Source organism: Pseudomonas sp. UBT, assembly GCF_050915955.1.
Classification (GTDB): domain Bacteria; phylum Pseudomonadota; class Gammaproteobacteria; order Pseudomonadales; family Pseudomonadaceae; genus Aquipseudomonas; species Aquipseudomonas antarctica_A.
In genome coordinates this window covers 1,318,375-1,336,944 of the sequence record NZ_CP168079.1, presented here as the reverse complement: position 1 = coordinate 1,336,944, position 18,570 = coordinate 1,318,375, and the positions used below count along the sequence as shown (strand labels likewise).

Below are 18,570 nucleotides of genomic sequence, written 5' to 3'. Positions count from 1 at the left end.
TGTGGGAGCTGGCTTGCCTGCGATGCAAGCGACTCGGTGTAGCAGGCCTACCGAGGCGATGCCATCGCAGGCAAGCCAGCTCCCGCACAAAGCGGTTCCCAGGCCCACCGCGACTGGCAGTAATTATTGAGGCGGGGAGGCATAAGCCTCCCCGCATCGTTTGTGGAAACTACATGAATATTCTGATCGTTGGGCCCAGTTGGGTCGGTGACATGGTGATGGCGCAGACACTGTTCCAGTGCCTGAAACAGCGTCATCCCGACTGCCAAATCGACGTGCTCGCCCCTGAGTGGAGCCGGCCGATCCTCGAGCGCATGCCCGAGGTGCGCAAGGCCTTGAGCTTCCCGCTCGGTCACGGCGCACTCGAACTGGCGACGCGCCGGCGCATCGGCAAATCCATGCTCGGCCAGTACGACCAAGCGATCCTGCTGCCCAACTCGCTGAAATCGGCGCTGGTGCCGTACTTTGCCGGCATCCCTAAACGTACCGGCTGGCGCGGCGAGTTTCGCTACGTGCTGCTCAATGACGTGCGCACCCTCGACAAGGCGCGTTACCCGCTGATGATCGAGCGTTTCATGGCCCTGGCCTACGAGCCCGGTGCCGAGTTGCCGACACCTTACCCGCGCCCGAGCCTGCAGATCGACCCGGTTACACGCGACGCGGCACTGGCCAAGTTCGGCTTGATGCTCGACCGTCCGGTGCTGGCGCTTTGCCCTGGCGCCGAGTTTGGCGAGTCCAAGCGCTGGCCGTCGGAGCATTACGCCAAAGTCGCCGAAATGAAGATTCGTGAAGGCTGGCAGGTGTGGTTGTTCGGTTCGAAAAACGATCATTCGGTGGGTGAAGACATCCGTCAACGCCTGATTCCCGGTCTGCGCGAAGAAGCCGTGAATCTCAGTGGCGACACCTCGTTGGCCGAGGCCATCGACCTGTTGTCCTGCGCCGACGCGGTGGTGTCCAACGACTCGGGCCTGATGCATGTGGCGGCGGCGTTGAACCGCCCGTTGGTGGCCGTTTACGGCTCGACCTCTCCAGGCTTCACCCCACCATTGGCCGATAAGGTCGAAGTGGTGCGGCTGGGCCTGGAGTGCAGCCCGTGTTTCGAGCGCACCTGCCGTTTCGGCCACTACAATTGCCTGCGCCAGTTGCTGCCGCAACCGGTCAGCGATGCCTTGCAGCGGTTGCAGGGCTCTGTGGTCGAGGTCCGTTAGTTTGCGCGTACTGGTAATCAAGACCTCATCCCTGGGCGACGTGATCCACGCCTTGCCGGCACTGACCGACGCGGCGCGGGCAATCCCTGGCATTCGCTTTGATTGGGTGGTGGAAGAAGGCTTTGCCGAGATCCCTACCTGGCACCCGGCGGTGGACAAGGTGATCCCGGTGGCGATTCGCCGCTGGCGCAAAAACATCTGGCAAACCTTCAAGAGCGGCGAGTGGCGACGCTTCAAACAGAGCGTCCAGTCGACTAAATACGACTTGGTGATCGACGCCCAGGGCCTGTTCAAAAGCGCCTGGCTGACACGCTACGTGCGTGCCCCGGTGGCGGGCTTCGATAAACACTCCGCCCGCGAGCCAATCGCCGCGCGTTTCTACTCGCGGCGCCTGGCCGTGGCCCGTGGGCAACATGCGGTGGAGCGTTTGCGCCAGTTGTTTGCCGTGGCGCTGGGCTATGACTTGCCCAAAGGTCTGGGCGATTACGGCTTGAGCGTCGACAAGCTGCTCGGCCTGCCGCCGAAAAAACCGTTTGTGCTGCTGCTGCACGGCACCACTTGGGACACCAAGCACTGGCCCGAAGCCTATTGGCGCGAGCTGGCCGAACGCATGGGTCGCCTGAGTGTGGACGTGAAGTTGCCGTGGGGCAATGCCGACGAAAAAGCCCGTGCCGAGCGCCTGGCGCAAGGCCTGCAAAACGCCGAAGTGTTGCCCAAGCTGAACCTGGCCGGCGTCGCCCGTGTGCTAGCCGGCGCCCGCGCCTGTGTGGCGGTGGACACCGGCCTCGGCCATTTGGCCGCCGCATTGGACGTGCCGACCATCTCCCTGTTCGGCCCCACCAACCCCGGCCTGACCGGCGCTTACGGCAAGGGCCAGATTCATCTGGCCAGCGACTTCCCCTGTGCGCCATGCCTGCAAAAGCACTGTACCTATCAACCAACGGCCGACGATTTGCGTCGGTTCGACATCAAACGTGAGTCGCCCCTGTGCTTCACGCGCTTGAACCCTGAGCGTGTGGCAAGCCGACTGAGCACGTTGTTACTGGCTGAGGAGCTGCACTGATGCAACTGGCTTTTGTTCTGTACAAATATTTCCCCTTCGGTGGCCTGCAGCGCGACTTCATGCGTATCGCCCTGGAGTGCCAGCAGCGCGGCCACCAGATTCGTGTCTACACGTTGATCTGGGAAGGCGACATTCCGCCGGGTTTCGAAGTGCTGGTGGCGCCGGTCAAGGCGATCTTCAATCATCGGCGCAATGAGAAACTCAGCGCCTGGATGGAAGCCGACCTGGCCAAGCGCCCGGTGGATCGCCTGATCGGTTTCAACAAAATGCCTGGCCTGGACGTTTACTACGCCGCCGATGGCTGTTTTGAAGACAAGGCGCAAAACCTGCGCCACTCGCTGTACCGCAGCTTTGGCCGCTATAAGCACTTTGCCGAGTACGAGCGTGCGGTGTTCGCCAAGGATGCCAAGACCGAAGTCTTGATGATCTCCGAAGTGCAGCAGCCGCTGTTCATCAAGCATTACGACACCCCGCTGGAGCGCTTCCACCTGTTGCCACCGGGCATTGCCCAGGATCGCCGGGCACCGCCGAACGCCGCCGAGATTCGCGAAGGTTTCCGCAAGGAATTCAACCTGCGCGAGGACGACCTGCTGTTGGTGCAAATCGGCTCCGGCTTCAAGACCAAGGGCGTCGATCGCAGCCTCAAGGCCGTGGCCGCCTTGCCGGCAGAACTAAAAAAACGCACGCGCCTGTTTGTAATTGGCCAGGACGACCCCAAAGTATTCCAACTGCAGAGCGCCACATTGGGGCTGGGCGATAACGTGCAGTTCCTCAAGGGCCGCAGCGATATTCCGCGTTTCCTGCTGGGTGCCGACCTGTTGATCCACCCGGCGTACAACGAAAACACCGGCACTGTGTTGCTCGAAGCCCTGGTGGCCGGGTTGCCGGTGCTGGTCTCGGCCGTGTGTGGGTATGCCCATTACATCGCCGAAGCCGACAGCGGCCTGGTGCTGGATGAACCTTTTGAACAGGCGCAGCTCAACCAGTATCTGGCGCGAATGCTCACCGACACTGCACAGCGCGCGGCCTGGGGCCGCAATGGGTTGGCCTTCGCCGAGACGGCCGACCTCTACAGCATGCCGCAGCACGCGGCGGATGTGATTCTGGCGGAGCCAAAACGATGAAGTTGATGCTTGCCGAGCCGTTCAAGACCCTCTGGGCCGGGCGCGATGCCTTCGCCGAAGTCGAGCGGCTGCAAGGCGAGGTGTACCGTGAGCTCGAAGCGCGTCGCACCTTGCGTACCGAAGTAGATGGCCGTGGTTATTTTGTGAAGATCCACCGTGGCATCGGCTGGGGCGAGATCGTCAAGAACCTGGTCACCGCCAAGCTGCCGGTGCTGGGCGCGGGCCAGGAGTGGCAGGCCATCGAGCGCCTGCAGGAAATCGGCGTGCCCACCATGACCGCCGTGGCCTACGGCGAGCGCGGCAGCAACCCGGCCGACCAGCACTCGTTCATCATCACCGAAGAGTTGGCGCCTACTGTCAGCCTCGAAGATTTCAGCATCAACTGGGCCAAACAGCCCCCCGAGCCGCGCCTCAAGCGCGCGCTGATCGCTGAAGTGGCGCGCATGACCGGCATGATGCATCGCGGTGGGGTCAACCATCGCGACTGCTACATCTGCCACTTCCTGCTGCACACGGATACGCCGGTCACCTTCGATCACTTCAAGCTGTCAGTGATCGACCTGCACCGCGCCCAGACCCGCGACAAAATCAGCCATCGCTGGCGCGACAAAGACTTGGCCGCGCTGTATTTTTCGGCGCTGGACATCGGCCTCACGCGTCGCGACAAGTTGCGCTTTCTCAAGGGCTACTTCCAGCAGCCGCTGCGCCAGATCCTGGCCGAAGAAAGCCCCTTGCTGCAGTGGCTGCAAGCCAAGGCCGACAAGCTTTATGCACGAAAACAACGCTACGGGGACGCGCTCTGATGGCGGGTTGGAACCTGGAACCTGCTTACGCCGCACTTGCGGATGATTTCGGCAGCCTTGAGGCGGTGTTTGCGCTGCAGGGCGAGCAGCTGACACGCGACCCGTTGTCGGAAGTGATCCGCGTAGAGCGCGGCGGGGTGAATTTCTACGTCAAGCGTTACGTCGGTGCCGGTAAAGGCCTGCGCCGCTACCTGGGCAAGCCGCGAGTGAAGTCCGAATGGCAGAACCTCAAGCGCTTCGCCAGGTGGGGAATTCCTACCGCCGACGTGGTGGCCTGGGGCCTGGAGCGCAAGGGCCTGGCCTATGCCCGGGGTGCGATGATCACCCGCGAGCTGCCGAGAACCGCCGACTTGTCGGTGCTGGCTGATCGCAACGATGCCTGTTTGAAAGACCCCAAGTGGGTCAGCGTGGTCAGTCGCCAGCTTGCCGAATACACCCGCACCATGCACGAGCATCGCTTCACCCATAACGATTTGAAGTGGCGCAACCTGTTGGTCGACGATCATCAGACCCTGTACCTGATCGATTGCCCCAACGGTGATTTCTGGCGCGGGTTCTGGCTCAAGTACCGTATTACCAAAGACCTGGCCTGCCTGGACAAAGTCGCCAAGTATCACTTGTCGGCTACCCAGCGCCTGCGCTTCTACCTGCAATACCGCCAACGCCCGCACCTGACGGCGTCGGACAAACAGCGGATTCGCCACGTGGTGAAGTTTTTCGAGGGGCGCGAATGAGTGATTTCCTGGCGGCCGAAGATCGCGCTCTGCTTGAGCGCAACGGCCTGGCTGACTTCGATGCCCTGTGGGCCAGGCAACTGGACGCGGTGGATGAGCCCAATACCAGCGATGGGGGGTGGAGCAGCGTGTTTCGCCTGGAGCTTGAAGGTCAGGGCTACTACCTCAAGCGCCAGAGCAATTACCTGACACGCACCCTCAGCAAACCGTTGGGCGAGCCGACGTTTGCCCGCGAATTCCGTAACATCAGCCGTTATCGCGAGCGCGGTATTCCGGCGTTGCAGGCAGCGTTTTTCGGTGAGCGCAAGGTCAATGGCGAGCACCGCGCGATGTTGCTGACCCGTGCCCTGGACGGTTGGAACGACCTGGATTCATTGCTGGAGCAGTGGCCGCAACTGACGGACGCCCAGCACCGTGCGATCTTGCTGGCGTGCGGTCAGCTGGCGCGACACCTGCACAGCGTGGGTCAGGTGCATGGCTGTTTTTACCCCAAGCACATTTTCCTGCAGGCCACAGGCACAGGGTATGCCGCGCAGTTGATCGACCTGGAGAAAACCCGCCCGTTGCTGTTCGGCAGGCGCGACCGGGTCAAGGACCTGGAGCCGCTGTTGCGGCGCGCGCCGCAGTGGTCGGATGCCCACGTGCGGCAATTGCTGGCGGCCTATCTTGATCAACCTGAAGACAGCTCGCTGACCACCGCCTGGTTCGAGCGCCTGACGGCTCGTCGCAGTCACAAGGAGAAGCGCTGATGCGTTTGTCCGAGCTGAAAAAAGCCGGTCGCACGCCTGACCTTCCGCTGACCATCGAGCTGGCGGATGCTGCCGGCCCCGGGCAACTGCAACTGCTCAGCCTGCTGCGCGTATTGCCAGGCGAGCGCTATGTGGGCGCAGGCGTGTGGCGCGGTCGCACGGTGCTGGCCAAATTATTGGTGGGCAACAAGGCGGCACGGCATTTTCAGCGCGAACTCGGCGGCGTACGCCTGCTGGCTGAGCAAGGCCTGACCACGCCGCAGCTGCTGGCCGATGGTTTGCAGGAAGGTGAGGGCGGCTGGCTGCTGTTCGACTTTATTGAAGGCGCCGAAAGCCTCGCCGATGCTTGGCAGGCGGTCGAAGGTTTGCCGCCGTTGGCGGACGCACAGACCGCCGTGCTCGCCGAGGCGTTGGCGGCGATCGCGCAGATGCACAGCAAAGGCTTGTGGCAGGAAGACCTGCACCTGGACAACCTGCTGCGCCAGGACGGCAAGCTGTACCTGATTGACGGTGCCGGGATTCGCGTCGAAGAGGCGGGCAAGCCGCTGTCGCGCACTCGGGTGCTGGAAAACCTCGGGGTGTTTTTCGCCCAGTTGCCGAAAAACCTTGAGCCGTTCACCGAAGAGTTGCTGGTGTACTACCTGCTGAGCAACGGCGAGCACGCGTTGCCGCTGCAAGCCCTGGAGAAACAGGTGCGCAAGGTCAGTGCCTGGCGCTTGAAGGACTTTCTGAACAAGGTCGGCCGTGAATGCACGCTGTTCAGCGTGGTGCGTGGCGCCTTTGCCTTGCGTGCGATTCGGCGCGAGGAAGAGCCTGCGATGCTGCCGGTGCTGGAACAGGCCGATGCCTTGCTTGACCAGGGCCACCTGTACAAAACCGGTGGTGCGGCCACTGTCGCCAAGGTCGAAGTGGCCGGTCGGCCGCTGGTGATCAAGCGCTACAACATCAAGGGATTCGCCCATTGGCTCAAGCGTTTCTGGCGCCCCAGTCGTGCCTGGCACTCCTGGCGAGAAGGCAACCGCCTGGCCTTTCTGGGGATCGCCACACCCAAGCCGCTGGCCGTGCTGGAAAAGCGCTTTTTCTGGCTGCGCAGCCGGGCTTATCTGGTCACCGAATACTTGCCGGGGCCGGACATCATCGAGCGCTTCGCCCCGTATGTTGAGAACGGTGATGCGCCCGAAAACGAACTGCTGGCCCTGGATCATCTGTTTGCCGAGCTGATTCGTGAGCGCATCAGCCATGGCGATTTCAAAGGCCATAACCTGTTCTGGGCCGAGGATCGCTGGGCGCTGATTGACCTCGATGCCATGTGCCAGCACCGCAGCAACGCTAGCTTCGCCCCGGCATTTGCCAAGGACCGCGCGCGGTTTATGCGCAACTGGCCTGAGAGCAGCGCCCTGTACCAGATGATCGACCAGCGTTTGCCCCGAGAGATCGGCGTCGCCGGTTAAAGCCGGCCCGCCCCCCACATTTTGATGTGTAAACGCGGTCAAGTGTGGGAGCGGGCTTGCCCGCGAAGGCGGCCGCTCAGGCGCTACATGACCTGATCAAAACTGGTATTCAGCCCCCGCACCCGCATACCACGACCGCCCCGGCGCCGCTTCGTAATAACGGAAGTTGCCGTCACCGACAATCACCGAGCCGACGTACTGGCGATCCAGCAAGTTATCCAGGCGCAGCGTCTGGTGGAAGGTCCAGTGCTCCACCTTCTGCTCGAAGCGTGCGCGCCAATTGAACACGCTGTAGCCCGGCGCGGCGTGTTGTTGGTTGGTGTCTTCGACGTAGACCTTGCTGCGGTACATGCCTTCAAGGGCGCTGCTGACCCAGTCGCGGGGTTTCCAGTTCAGCTCGGCAAACAGCGTGGTTTGCGGCACGCCGGGGAGGTAGTTGCCTTTGTTGATGGCCGTGTTGCCGCCGCTGACGAAGTCGCTGTCGTAAGTGGCTTGCAGGCGGGTGTAGGCGAGGTGCGTGCTCCACTGATCCGACAGCTGGCTTTCGATGCCCAGTTCGAAACCGCGGCGCAGGGTGCGGCCAGCGTTTTGATAGGTGGTACGACCGCCGCTGGATTGTTGCACGACCAGCTCGTCTTCAGTCGTGATCTGGAATACGGCGGCATTCAGGCGTGTGTCCTGGCCAATGCGTGCCTTCAGGCCGACTTCAATTTGCTTGCTGACCGACGGCTTGAGCGCGAAGTTGAAGCCGTTTGAAGTGCTGGAATACGCGGACTCCGCCTGGGTTGGAGTTTCGAAACCTTTGCCCGCGCTTACGTAACCGTGCAGGTCGGGCGTGAAGGCATACATCACGCTGACCGATGGCGTGTTCTTCTGATAAGTCTTGCTGCCGCTGTCATTGCCGTCACTCAGGAAGCGGTCGTCCACATCCATCTTCATGGTGCTGTGACGCAGACCTGCCTGCAGGGTCCAGTCGCCCAGCAGCCAGTTGGCTTGCACAAACGGGTCAAGGCTGGTGGCGGTGTCGATTTCATCGCGGCCCAACGCGCCTTTGACGCCGTGCACACCGTTGAGGGTGTTGGAATAGCCTTGGCGATCATCCTGGCTGCGGTCGTAATCAAGGCCGGCGATCAGGGTCAGGTCGCCGGGGGCGCTGGTGATGGGTTGCAGCCAGTGGACCGAGCCGCCGTAGAATTTGCGGTCGAAAGCCACTACGCCGCCGCGAGCGTTTGCCGGGTTGAGTGCGCCACTGGCGAATTTGTCCGGAATCGACAAGTACTGAATCACACTGCGCTGCCCGGTATAGGCATTCACCTGCAGCGTCGCATCACCGATGTAGCGCTCGTAATTCATGCCTAATTGCTGATGGTCGATGCTTTTTCGCGTGTTGTATTGCAACGCGGCCGGCGCTACCGAACGCGGGTCGGCCTTGTACGCCGCCCAGGTTTGCCCCAGCGGGTCCTGCGTGCCGTTCTGCTCCAGGCTGCTGTAGATCAGCGCCAGCTTGCTGTCGTCATCCGGCTGGAAGTTAAGCTTGGCAAACGTCTGGTCACGGCGGGCGCTGCTGTGGTCGCGGTAGCCGTCGGTGTCCATGCGCGAGGCATCGAGCACGAAACCGGCGCCGTTCGCCGCGCCTTCGGCGGTCAGGTGGTTTTTGTTCAGGCCGTCGCTGCCCACCAGGGTTTCAGCGCCGATGCGTGGCGGGCCTTCGCCGTCGCGGGAAAACATCTGGATGACCCCGCCGGCATTGCTGCCATACAAGGTGGCTGCCGGACCGCGCAGGACTTCGATGCGCTCGGCGGTATCGAGGTTGAACGTGGCCGCCTGGCCCTGGCCGTCCGGGGTGCTGGCGGGGATGCCGTCGGCAATCAGCTTGATGCCGCGTACGCCAAACGCCGAGCGCGCGCCGAAGCCGCGTGAGGAGATCTGCAGGTCCTGCGCATAGTTCTGACGGTTCTGTACCACCAGCCCGGGCACGCGGGACAGGACTTCGGAGGCGTTGATGCCGAGTTGACCGTCGCTGATCTGTTCGCGGCTGATGCTGTCGACCGAGTAGGGCAGGTCAAAGGTCGGGTTGGCGCTGCGCGAGCCGGTGACGACGCTGGGGTCGAGGATCAGTGGTGCATCATCGGCCAGGGTGGTATCGCTCAGGGCAAGCAGGCAGGGCAGCAACGAGGTGAGGCGGGCAAAGGTTTTCATGGTCAGCCGGGATCTGTGGCGCATAGGACATAAACGCGCAAAAGGGCGCGAGTTTAGTGACTTGGTCAATTTTTACCATTTCGGATTTTTCTCACGTAAGTTGTCGGCGCGCCGGGTTGGGTGGGCCGATACCCCGGTGATAGTGTGGCTGACCGTTTGTGAGGGCCGCACTTTGACAGTAAACATTACGGTTGCACTGGGCGTTGCTGCATTGCTGTTGAGCGGTTGTGGAACCGTGAACAGCGTTATTCGCAAAGACGGTGACACCGCGCGTGAACTCAGGCTCATAAAAACCTATTGCCAATCCATACCCCGTGTTTACAGTGGGGTGGCCTTTGATTTTTGCTCGCTGCATGCGGCACCTGACCCGACCGGTATATTGATACCCTTCGTGTTGCTGGACATTGCCGTGTCCGGCGTTGCCGACACCGTTGTGTTGCCCTATACGATTTATCGACAGGCGAGTGACGGCAATATCAGTATCTATTGGCGCCCCGGCGGCTCTTGAGCGGGGCAGGTATAAGCACGTCGGCGTTGTCCGCATTCGCCCGTTCAAGACACAAGGAGTCATCCGTGAACCGTGTTTCTAATATTCTATTGGCGCTAACGCTCGTACTGCTCACTGGCTGCGGAACGATTAATACCGTCTTCCGCCCGGACGCGGTTGCCAGCCAGAACCTCAAGGAATCACGCAGTCACTGCGAAAACGTGCCGCGTATCTACAGCGGAGTTATCTACGGCTTTTGCACACTCAACGGCGAGCCCAAGCCTGACAAAAGCCTGAACGACCAAAGCTTCTCGGACCGTTCGGGCAATGCCTTCCCGATCATTGCCATCGAGGCGCTCGCCTCCGGCGTGGCGGACACGCTGGTGTTGCCCTACACGATCTACCGCCAGAGCAAAGACGGCAGCATCGAGATCTACCAGTAGCCCGCTTGCCGGTTGCCGCTAACAGCTTCCTACTGCTTTTAAGTTATAATCCCGCCCTTTAGCTGTTTCTCGCCCAGGCGGGAGGCACACTTTTTTCAGGCGCAACCCGCCTGTATGCAGACTAAAAGAGGCTAGACCCCTGTGGCATTGACGATTCTTGGCCTGTCCGGCGCCCTTAGCCATGATCCTTCCGCAGCGTTGTATATCGACGGCAAGCTGATCGCGGCCGCCGAAGAAGAGCGCTTCGTACGCGACAAACATGCAAAGAACCGCATGCCTTACGAATCGGCGAAGTTCTGCCTGGAACAAGCCGGCATCAAGCCTTCCGACGTTGACGTGGTGGCGATTCCCTTCGCGCCGATCAGCCTGTTCGGCGAGGCGCGCTGGCACTATGCCAAGCGTTACTGGTACGCCCCGGACCGCGCGCTCGACGCGATCCTGATGGGCAACCGTCGCTACAAGCGCTATCGCAACAAGATCGTCTGGTGCCTGGAGCAACTGGGCTTCGATCCGAAAAAAATCAAGATCGAGCCGGTTGAACACCACCTGGCCCATGCTTCCAGCGCCTACCACTGCTCGGGCTTCCAGGAAAAAACCGCGATCCTGGGCATCGACGGCAAGGGTGAGTACGCCACCACGTTCTTCGGCTACGGCGAAAACGGCAAGATCCACAAGATCAAGGAATTCTACGACCCGGACTCCCTGGGTGGCCTGTATGGCGCGATTACCGAGTTCCTCGGTTTCGAGATGCTCGACGGCGAGTTCAAGGTCATGGGCATGGCGCCATATGGCGATGCCAGCAAGTATGATTTCTCGCGCCTGGCCTCGTTTGAAAACGGCGAGCTGGTGATCAACACCGACTACGCCAACGTCATCGGTCTGCGCCGTTATAAAGAGAAGGGCAAGGGTTTCTACTTCTCGCCAAAACTGATCGAGTGGCTGGGTCCCAAGCGCGAAGGCGACATCGCCGACGAGCCTTACATCCACTACGCGGCCAGCATGCAAGCGCTGTTCGAAAAGCTGGCCCTGCAGATGATCGACCACTACCTGGGCGACATCCTCAAGGACACCGGCAAGCTGGCGTTCGCCGGCGGCTGCGCGCTGAACGTCAAGCTGAACCAGAAAATCATTGCCCGTGACGACGTCAAAGAGCTGTTCGTGCAGCCGGCGTCCGGCGATGCCGGCACCGCGGTTGGCGCGGCGGCCTATGTGTCCCACGCCCGTGGTGTACCGGTAGAGAAGATGGAACACGTCTATCTCGGCCCGTCCTACAGCAACGAAGACGTGATCGCTGCGTGCGCCAAACACGAAAGCAAGCCGGTGTGGCGCAAGATCGAAAACATGCCCAAGCGCATCGCCAAGATCATGGTCGACGGTAACCCGGTGGCCTGGTTCCAGGGCCGCATGGAGTTTGGCCCGCGTGCATTGGGCGGTCGTTCGATCATCGGTTGCCCGAGCGCCACCGGCGTGGCCGACCGCATCAACCACCAGATCAAGTTCCGCGAGCGCTGGAGGCCTTTCTGCCCGTCGATGCTCGACACCGTGGCCCCGCAGATGATCAAGGTCGATCACCCGGCGCCGTTCATGACCTTCACGTTTGAAGTGTCGGAAGAGTGGAAAACCCGCGTACCGGAAGTGGTCCATGAAGATGGCACCTCCCGCGCCCAGGTGCTCAAGCGCGAATACAACCCGCGCTACTACGACATGATGAAAGAGCTGGAAGTGCTGACCGGTAACGGCGTGTCGCTGAACACCTCGCTCAACCGCCGTGGCGAAGCGATGATCTGCTCGCCGACCGACGCGCTGAACATGTTCTTCGGCTCCGACCTGCAATACCTGATCATGGAAGACATCCTGGTCGTCAAAGACGGCGTGGACCCTTATGACTCGGTCGGCTGAGCGCCACGTCCTGCAGTTCTGCCACGGCTATGACGGGCCGTTTCTGGACTGCGCGCGGCAGTACGCCAGTTTGTTCGCAGGCACCGGCTACAAGGTGACCACGGTGTTTCTTACCGGGGCCGCCGACCCTGCGGTAGCCGCTGGTTGCGCATCCGATGAAGTGTTGTTCATGGAGTTCAGCTCCAAGGCCATTCGTGGCCTGAAGCTGGGCGCCATCCGTGAGTTGCGCAAGATCGCCGCGTCGCGCAACTTCAGTTTCTGCATCGCCCACCGGTTCAAGCCGATCTATATCGCCTTGCTCGGCACGCGCCTGCCGGTGATCGGCGTGCATCATGCGTTTGGTGACTATCAGCGCCGTAGCCGCAAGCTGCTCGCGTCGATTTTCAGCAAGCGCCTGAGCCTGCTCGGTGTGTCCGATGCGGTGCGCGATGATATGCGTCGCTGCCTGCCGGGCTGGCCTGCGGCGCGTATTCAGACGTTGTATAACCGCATCGATGTCGAGGCCATGCAAGCGCTGCAGGTGCCGGCCGATGAGGCGCGGGATGCCCTGGGGCTGTCACCGGATGAATGGGTGGTCGGCAACGTCGGTCGCCTGCATCCGGACAAGGACCAGGCTACCTTGCTCAAGGGCTTTGCCTTGGCGTTGCCACATTTGCCGGCGCAGAGTCGCCTGGCGATCCTCGGCACCGGGCGCCTGGAGAAAGACCTCAAGGCCCTGGCGCGGGAGCTGGGCATTGCCGACCAAGTGCTGTTCCTCGGCCAGGTGCCGGACGCACGCCGGTATTTTCGCGCGTTCGACGCCTTTGCCCTGAGCTCCGATCATGAGCCGTTCGGCATGGTGTTGCTGGAAGCCATGGTCGCCGGTGTGCCGTTGCTCGCAACATCCTGCGGCGGCGCCCGGGAAGTGGTCGAGGGCGTGGGCATTCTGTTTCCGTTGGGTGATGCCGAGCACTTGGGCCAGGGCCTTCGGCACCTGGCGGCGATGGATCGTCAACAGCACCAACTGTGTGCCGAGATGATGCTTGAACGCCTGCACCAACGGTTTTCTGACCAGGCGGTGCGCGATACTTTCTGGCAGTTGCCCCCCGTACTTGAATTGACCGCGAGGGCTTGATGCTCAATCGATTCCAAGGCTGGCGCGAGCGCGGCTGGTCCGTTGTTGACGCGCCGACCTACAGCGAAGCCTGGCAGCGTTTTGGTGGCAGTGTCGCCACGCATCCGCAGGTGGTCGAGCGTCTCGCCGGCTTGGCCGACATTCCCGTGCGCTATCTGGCATGGGAGCAGGGCGGCGAGCTCAAGGCCTGCATTGCGACCTGGGGACGCGACCTGGCGTTGTCCAAGGATGTTCTCAAACGGCATGGCAAGAAAGGCTTGTTCGACCTGGGTAACGCCGAGTTGATCCTGCCCGCTGCCGAGGATGCCCAAGCCGCGCTGCGCCATCGCGCGCGTTACCTGTCGGCCCTGAATGAGGGCCGTTTTGCGGGCCTCAAGCCGCAGGCCGAGCAACTGGCCATGGCGCGTACGCCGGAAGAGTTGTCGAAGAAGTTTCGTTATAACCAACGCCGCGAGTTGCGCCTGCTGGAAGAGGCGGGCGGTGTGGTGCGGCCGGTGCAGGCGTTCTCCAGCGCAGAGCTGTCGGCGATCTACTGCGACCTGTTTCAGCGCCGCTGGGGCTTTCCCGCCACAGGCGCCGAACGCATGGCACAGGTGATCGAGCTGCTGCGTGAGTGGCTGATCGGTTCGGTGATTTTCCTCAACGATGCGCCGATCGCCATTCAGTTGGTCTACCGCGTCGAAGCGCCGCAGTGGATCAGTGTCGAGTACATCAATGGCGGCGTGGACCCCGAAACCCGCGCATTCAGCCCGGGCAGCGTATTGAGCTTCCTCAATACACAAAGTGCCTGGGAGCAAGCACGCGAAGCCGGTAAGCCATTGCGGTTTTCGTTTGGCCGTGCGGACCGCGAGTACAAGGACCGTTGGTGCAACCCCGTGCCGGTGTTCACGGTATGAGTGAGTCTACGAGCCGCAAGCAGGCGCTGCTCAAGCGCCATCGCCGCAATAAACGCATGGGTCTGTTGGTCAGTTTGCTGGTGTTGGTCGGCGTGGGTGTGCTGGTGGCCTGGTGGCTGCCGCTGCTGTTGGCAGTGCTGGCCTGGGTCGCCCATGAGGCCTGGTTTGCCGACCATCTGTTTTACTCGCCCAAGGACGACTACCAGTATCAGTTTGCAGCGGATACCGAGCAACCCAAGGTGGTGCTGAGCGAGGGCCGGCTGCTGTTGGGCGAAACCGTTGAGCTGTCGGGCGACGAGACGTTGATCCTCGCGCTGCGGCTCAAGAGCAGTGTGCTGGGCCGCTTTATCGACCCGTTCATCGCGTTGCCCGACGGTGATCGCCAAGTATTCGAGCGCGGCGTCAATGGCCTGCGTTATCTGAACCTTACCGGCCAGGCGCAAGCGTTGCTCGATGGGCAGTTGCAGCTGCGTGGTCGGTTCTGTCGTGTGCAGGGCGCGCCCGTGTTGTCGGTATTCCGCCAGCCTGATGTGCGCCAGCAGCGGGTGATGGTGATTGCGCCCCATGCCGATGATGCCGAGCTTGCAGCTTTTGGCCTGTACAGTCAGGCGGCGCAACCCTGGATCGTGACGCTGACGGCCGGCGAGATTGAAGCCGAGCACTATCAGCAAATGGGCTTGGGCAAGCCTGAGGCGGCACGGCTCAAGGGCCGTTTGCGCGCCTGGGACAGCATCGCTGTGCCGCGTTGGGCTGGGGTGCCGCAAGAACACTCCGTTCAGCTTGGGTATTTTTGCCTGCAGTTGGCGGCGATGAAGGCCGAGCCGGATCGCGCAGTGGCTTCTCGAGAGGCCGAGCTGAGCGATATTCGTGTATTTCGCCAATTCAACCCTTTCCCCTTGCCTGCCGACACCGACGGCCAGCCAACCTGGAACAATCTGTTGGCTGACCTGCGGGCCTTGCTGTTGATGGCGCGCCCTGAAGTCATCGTGTTGCCCCATCCGGTGCTTGACCCGCACCCTGACCATATCTGCGCCCAGCAGGCCGTATTGGAAGCCTTGCAGGGCCTGGAGTGGCAGCCGACCACTTTGCTCGGCTACGCCAACCATCTGCATGACAACGACCGCTGGCCTATGGGGGATTCGGGCAACGGTGTTGCTTTGCCGCCAGCCTTTGATTCCACTTACACTTTGTTGCCTTATTGCCTGCCGTTATCCCAAGAACGGCAATGTGACAAGGCGATGTCGTTGGGCATGATGCATGACCTGCAACCGAGGATGCCGTTCAAGCGGCGGGTGCGGCGTGTCATACAACGCCTGCTGGCGGGAAGAGCCGTTTCGCCGTGGGGTGAAAATGAGTTTTTTCGCAAGGCCGTCCGGCGGCATGAACTTTTTTGGTTCATCAAGCACAAGTAACGTTAAGCAACGAAGTGGCGTGCAGCACGTCCCAGTAAAAAAATGACAGTGAGTCCCCAGTGATTAATCCATGCCCCCGCATCCTTTTTCTTATCCCGTACTTTGGTCACTGGCCATTCTGGATGCCGTTTTTTCTCGAAAGCTGCAGACGCAACGCGGACATCGACTGGTTGTTGTTCAGCGACTGTCCGATACCGGCCAACGTGCCGGACAACGTCCGGATTGAAAGTATTAGCTTTGCCGATTACTGCGCTTTGGTGTCACAGCGGTTGTACATCAACTTTGCGCCCCAGGCGCCGTACAAGCTGTGTGATATCAAGCCAGCGCTGGGGCACATTCATGCTGACCGCCTCAATGGCTACGATTTCTGGGCGTTTGGCGACCTCGACCTGATCTATGGCAACCTGCGCGAATACTTCACTGCTGATCGGTTGGCCGGCTATGACCTGTTCTCGACCCATGAGCGGCGGGTGGCCGGCCATTTGTGCCTGATGCGCAATACCGCCAGAAAGCGCCAAGTGTTCATGCAGATCAAGGATTGGGAAGCGCGCTTCACTGATCAGGAGCATCATGCCCTGGATGAAGGCGCGTTCAGCAGGATTTTCCTGTGGCGCAAGAATTTTCCGAAGCCGCTGTTCGAGCTGGTAGGCAAGCTCAACCCGTGGCGTCGGCGCAGTGAATTCACCGAGGCGTTCAGTACGCCGGGTGGTGCGATCAAATGGCACGACGGCAGTGATCGCTTCCCGCATCAATGGTTCTGGAATAATGGTCGCCTGACCAACGACAGGGATGGCGGTCGGGAATTTCCGTATTTCCATTTTGTCTGCTGGAAGCGTAATCAGTGGCCGTTGCTGCCGGCGCCAGACGCCGCGTACATCGAGACGCTGGCCGCTGAAAAAACCTGGGTTGTTGATGCCACAGGTTTCCATCGAGGAGAGTTATGAGTCGGCGTCTCAAGGTCCTGCAATTGCAGCCTGACTACAATGTTAAATCCCATGATTTTGCCGACCTGGCCGAACAGATCGTCAAGGCATTGCCTGCGGACCGCTATGAAGTCACCGCCGCCTTTTTGCGTGGCCGGCCTGGGCCTGCGGACCCGGTCAGTCGCGCCGCCACGTCCGTTTACTTTGAGTTTTCCGACAAGTCGCTCAAGGGCTTGAGACTTCGCGCCATGTGGCGGCTGTATCAGTTTTGCCGCAAGGAAAAGTTTGACGTCGTGGTGTGCAACCGCTTCAAGCCGGTCAACATGATGTTGCAGCTGAACCGTTGGTTGAAGATCCCGTTGTGCATCGGCATCTCCCACGGCTTTGGCGAGTACGACCGCCTTTACCGACGCAAGCAGGCCCAGCGCTGGATCGACGAGCACTGGCGTTTTGTCGGCGTGTCGCCAGCGGTCAAGCAGTACCTGCTGGACTGCAAGTGCGGGTTTACCGACCGCAATACCTACGCCATTACCAATGCCATCGACATCGAGCAGGCCGAAGGCTTGCAGCATTCGCGTGAACGCGCGCGCGAGTTGCTGGGCATCGACCCTTCGGTGCGGTTGATCGGCGCCTTGGGGCGACTGGTGCCGGTGAAGGGCCACACCTATTTGTTGCAGGCATTTGCGGCGCTTAAAGACCGATACCCTTCGGCGCAGCTCGCCATCATTGGTGCCGGGCGCGAAGAGTCCAACCTGGCCGCGCAAATCAACAGCCTTGGTCTGGCGGGCCGTGTGCATTTGCTGGGCTTCAAGGAAAATGCCCTGCAATACGTACGCGCCTTTGATATCTGGGCGATGCCTTCGCTGGCAGAGGGCTTGGGCCTGGCACTGCTGGAAGGCATGAGCGGTCGCCTGCCAGTGATCGCCTCAAGCGTACCGGCCATGCTGCCGCTGATTCAAGGCGCGGGTGGCCTGGCCGTGGAGCCGGCCAACGTGCTCGAGCTGACCCAGGCGCTGGACACCTACCTGGCGCTGTCCGATGAAGCGCTCGCGCAGAAAGGCGAGCAGGCTTATCAGTACCTTCAGGCGCAGCACGACATTGAGGTGTTCCGCCAGGAATACCTGGAACTGATTGATTCAGGATTGGCTCAAGCACGCAGGAACAATGTATGAACCAGAGTCAGCCCTTGGTCACGGTGATCATCGCGTCTTACAACCATGCGCCCTACATTGAGGAAAGCATCCTCAGCGTCCTGAACCAGACGTATCCCAACATCGAGCTGTTGGTGATTGACGATGGGTCGACAGACGACAGTGTCGAGCGCATTCGTCGATTGCAGGAACACCATGCCTTCGACTTTCGTGTCCAGCAGAATCAAGGGCTGACCAATACGCTCAATGGCGCGATTGCACGCTCTCAAGGCCCGCTGATTGTGCCGTTCGGCTCCGACGACATCATGTTGCCGGAGCGCATAGCGACCCAGGTGGCCTATATGGATGGCAAGCCTGAGGTGGGTATCTGTGCCGGTAATATCGAGCTGATCGACTCCAGCGGCGAGCTGCTTCCCGAGAAACGCCAACGCCGGGATGTGCCTTTTCGGCGCCTGGACTTCGACGATATGTTTCTGGAGCGCAAACCCTACCCGCCAGCGCCCACGCTGATGATCCGGCGCGAGGCGCTGGAAAAGGTCGGTGGGTTCGACCCGCAGATTCGCCTGGAAGACTTGTTGATCGAGCTGAAGATTACCCGCGCCGGGTACTTCATCGACGGTTTGAACGTGGTGATGGCGCGCTACCGCAAGCACGCTACCAACTCGTACAAGAATCATCGATTCATGATCGACAACATCCTGCGTTCCTACGCGCTGTTCAGTGACCACCCGCAATATGACGAGGTGCGTTACAAGTTCCTAAGCTCCATGTTCCTCAAGACGTCCAATCGCAATCGTGCATTGGCGCAAGAGCTGTTGGCGCAGATCCCGTTTCGTGCCTGGAACAAGAAAACCTGGCGCGGCCTTGGCCGACTGTACTTTTCCCCGCTGGAAAAAGACTGATACCGCGTGAGT

Annotated in this window: 17 protein-coding genes; 16 read left to right on the top strand and 1 reads right to left on the bottom strand. The window is 61.0% G+C overall.

Annotation, left to right across the window (positions count from 1 at the left end; translation table 11 throughout):
- The first annotated feature begins 173 nt into the window (after nt 1–173).
- Genes waaF through ACDZ94_RS06155 form a run of 7 tightly spaced genes read left to right on the top strand, consistent with a single transcriptional unit; the run spans nt 174 to nt 7,132 of the window.
- Entirely contained in the window at nt 174–1,208 is a 1,035-nt protein-coding gene (gene waaF, locus ACDZ94_RS06185; RefSeq protein ID WP_064450357.1) for a lipopolysaccharide heptosyltransferase II, read from the top strand.
- Nucleotide 1,209: 1 nt separating this feature from the next.
- On the top strand, nt 1,210–2,271 hold the full coding sequence (gene waaC / locus ACDZ94_RS06180; RefSeq protein WP_432751206.1) for a lipopolysaccharide heptosyltransferase I: 1,062 nt from the start codon (nt 1,210–1,212) through the stop codon (nt 2,269–2,271).
- A complete protein-coding gene (locus ACDZ94_RS06175; RefSeq protein ID WP_221293760.1) occupies nt 2,271–3,395 on the top strand; it encodes a glycosyltransferase family 4 protein in 1,125 nt (374 codons plus the stop codon). The genes waaC and ACDZ94_RS06175 overlap by 1 nt, the downstream gene beginning before the upstream one ends.
- On the top strand, nt 3,392–4,198 hold the full coding sequence (gene rfaP / locus ACDZ94_RS06170) for a lipopolysaccharide core heptose(I) kinase RfaP (protein ID WP_064450360.1): 807 nt from the start codon (nt 3,392–3,394) through the stop codon (nt 4,196–4,198). The genes ACDZ94_RS06175 and rfaP overlap by 4 nt, the downstream gene beginning before the upstream one ends.
- Nucleotides 4,198–4,932 (top strand): lipopolysaccharide kinase InaA family protein, encoded by a 735-nt coding sequence (locus ACDZ94_RS06165; protein WP_064450361.1) that lies wholly within the window; start codon nt 4,198–4,200, stop codon nt 4,930–4,932. The genes rfaP and ACDZ94_RS06165 overlap by 1 nt, the downstream gene beginning before the upstream one ends.
- Nucleotides 4,929–5,681 carry a lipopolysaccharide kinase InaA family protein gene (locus ACDZ94_RS06160; protein WP_064450362.1) on the top strand — a complete coding sequence of 251 codons (753 nt, stop codon included), beginning with the start codon at nt 4,929–4,931 and terminating at the stop codon, nt 5,679–5,681. Before ACDZ94_RS06165 ends, ACDZ94_RS06160 begins: the two co-directional genes overlap by 4 nt.
- Nucleotides 5,681–7,132, top strand: coding sequence for a lipopolysaccharide kinase InaA family protein (locus tag ACDZ94_RS06155; protein ID WP_064450363.1), 1,452 nt, complete (start codon nt 5,681–5,683; stop codon nt 7,130–7,132). The genes ACDZ94_RS06160 and ACDZ94_RS06155 overlap by 1 nt, the downstream gene beginning before the upstream one ends.
- A gap of 96 nt (nt 7,133–7,228) precedes the next feature.
- On the opposite strand, the gene ACDZ94_RS06150 is transcribed toward ACDZ94_RS06155, so the two are convergent.
- Entirely contained in the window at nt 7,229–9,331 is a 2,103-nt protein-coding gene (locus ACDZ94_RS06150) for a TonB-dependent receptor family protein (RefSeq protein WP_432751205.1), read from the bottom strand.
- Between the two features lie 172 nt (nt 9,332–9,503).
- Between ACDZ94_RS06150 and ACDZ94_RS06145 the strand changes: the two genes are divergently transcribed.
- The 9 genes from ACDZ94_RS06145 (at nt 9,504) to ACDZ94_RS06105 (ending at nt 18,558) form a co-directional block, all read left to right on the top strand.
- Nucleotides 9,504–9,839, top strand: coding sequence for a YceK/YidQ family lipoprotein (locus ACDZ94_RS06145; protein WP_064454844.1), 336 nt, complete (start codon nt 9,504–9,506; stop codon nt 9,837–9,839).
- A gap of 65 nt (nt 9,840–9,904) precedes the next feature.
- Nucleotides 9,905–10,261 (top strand): YceK/YidQ family lipoprotein, encoded by a 357-nt coding sequence (locus tag ACDZ94_RS06140; protein ID WP_064450365.1) that lies wholly within the window; start codon nt 9,905–9,907, stop codon nt 10,259–10,261.
- Between the two features lie 141 nt (nt 10,262–10,402).
- Nucleotides 10,403–12,160 carry a carbamoyltransferase family protein gene (locus ACDZ94_RS06135; RefSeq protein WP_017138507.1) on the top strand — a complete coding sequence of 586 codons (1,758 nt, stop codon included), beginning with the start codon at nt 10,403–10,405 and terminating at the stop codon, nt 12,158–12,160.
- On the top strand, nt 12,144–13,274 hold the full coding sequence (locus ACDZ94_RS06130) for a glycosyltransferase (protein WP_407015889.1): 1,131 nt from the start codon (nt 12,144–12,146) through the stop codon (nt 13,272–13,274). Before ACDZ94_RS06135 ends, ACDZ94_RS06130 begins: the two co-directional genes overlap by 17 nt.
- Entirely contained in the window at nt 13,274–14,170 is an 897-nt protein-coding gene (locus tag ACDZ94_RS06125; protein WP_262666855.1) for an antimicrobial resistance protein Mig-14, read from the top strand. The genes ACDZ94_RS06130 and ACDZ94_RS06125 overlap by 1 nt, the downstream gene beginning before the upstream one ends.
- Entirely contained in the window at nt 14,167–15,582 is a 1,416-nt protein-coding gene (locus tag ACDZ94_RS06120; protein WP_432751204.1) for a PIG-L deacetylase family protein, read from the top strand. The genes ACDZ94_RS06125 and ACDZ94_RS06120 overlap by 4 nt, the downstream gene beginning before the upstream one ends.
- 59 nt (nt 15,583–15,641) lie before the next feature.
- A complete protein-coding gene (locus tag ACDZ94_RS06115; RefSeq protein WP_064450369.1) occupies nt 15,642–16,526 on the top strand; it encodes a DUF6625 family protein in 885 nt (294 codons plus the stop codon).
- Nucleotides 16,523–17,677 carry a glycosyltransferase family 4 protein gene (locus ACDZ94_RS06110; RefSeq protein ID WP_432751203.1) on the top strand — a complete coding sequence of 385 codons (1,155 nt, stop codon included), beginning with the start codon at nt 16,523–16,525 and terminating at the stop codon, nt 17,675–17,677. Before ACDZ94_RS06115 ends, ACDZ94_RS06110 begins: the two co-directional genes overlap by 4 nt.
- Nucleotides 17,674–18,558, top strand: coding sequence for a glycosyltransferase (locus ACDZ94_RS06105; RefSeq protein WP_432751202.1), 885 nt, complete (start codon nt 17,674–17,676; stop codon nt 18,556–18,558). The genes ACDZ94_RS06110 and ACDZ94_RS06105 overlap by 4 nt, the downstream gene beginning before the upstream one ends.
- Nucleotides 18,559–18,570: the final 12 nt, after the last annotated feature.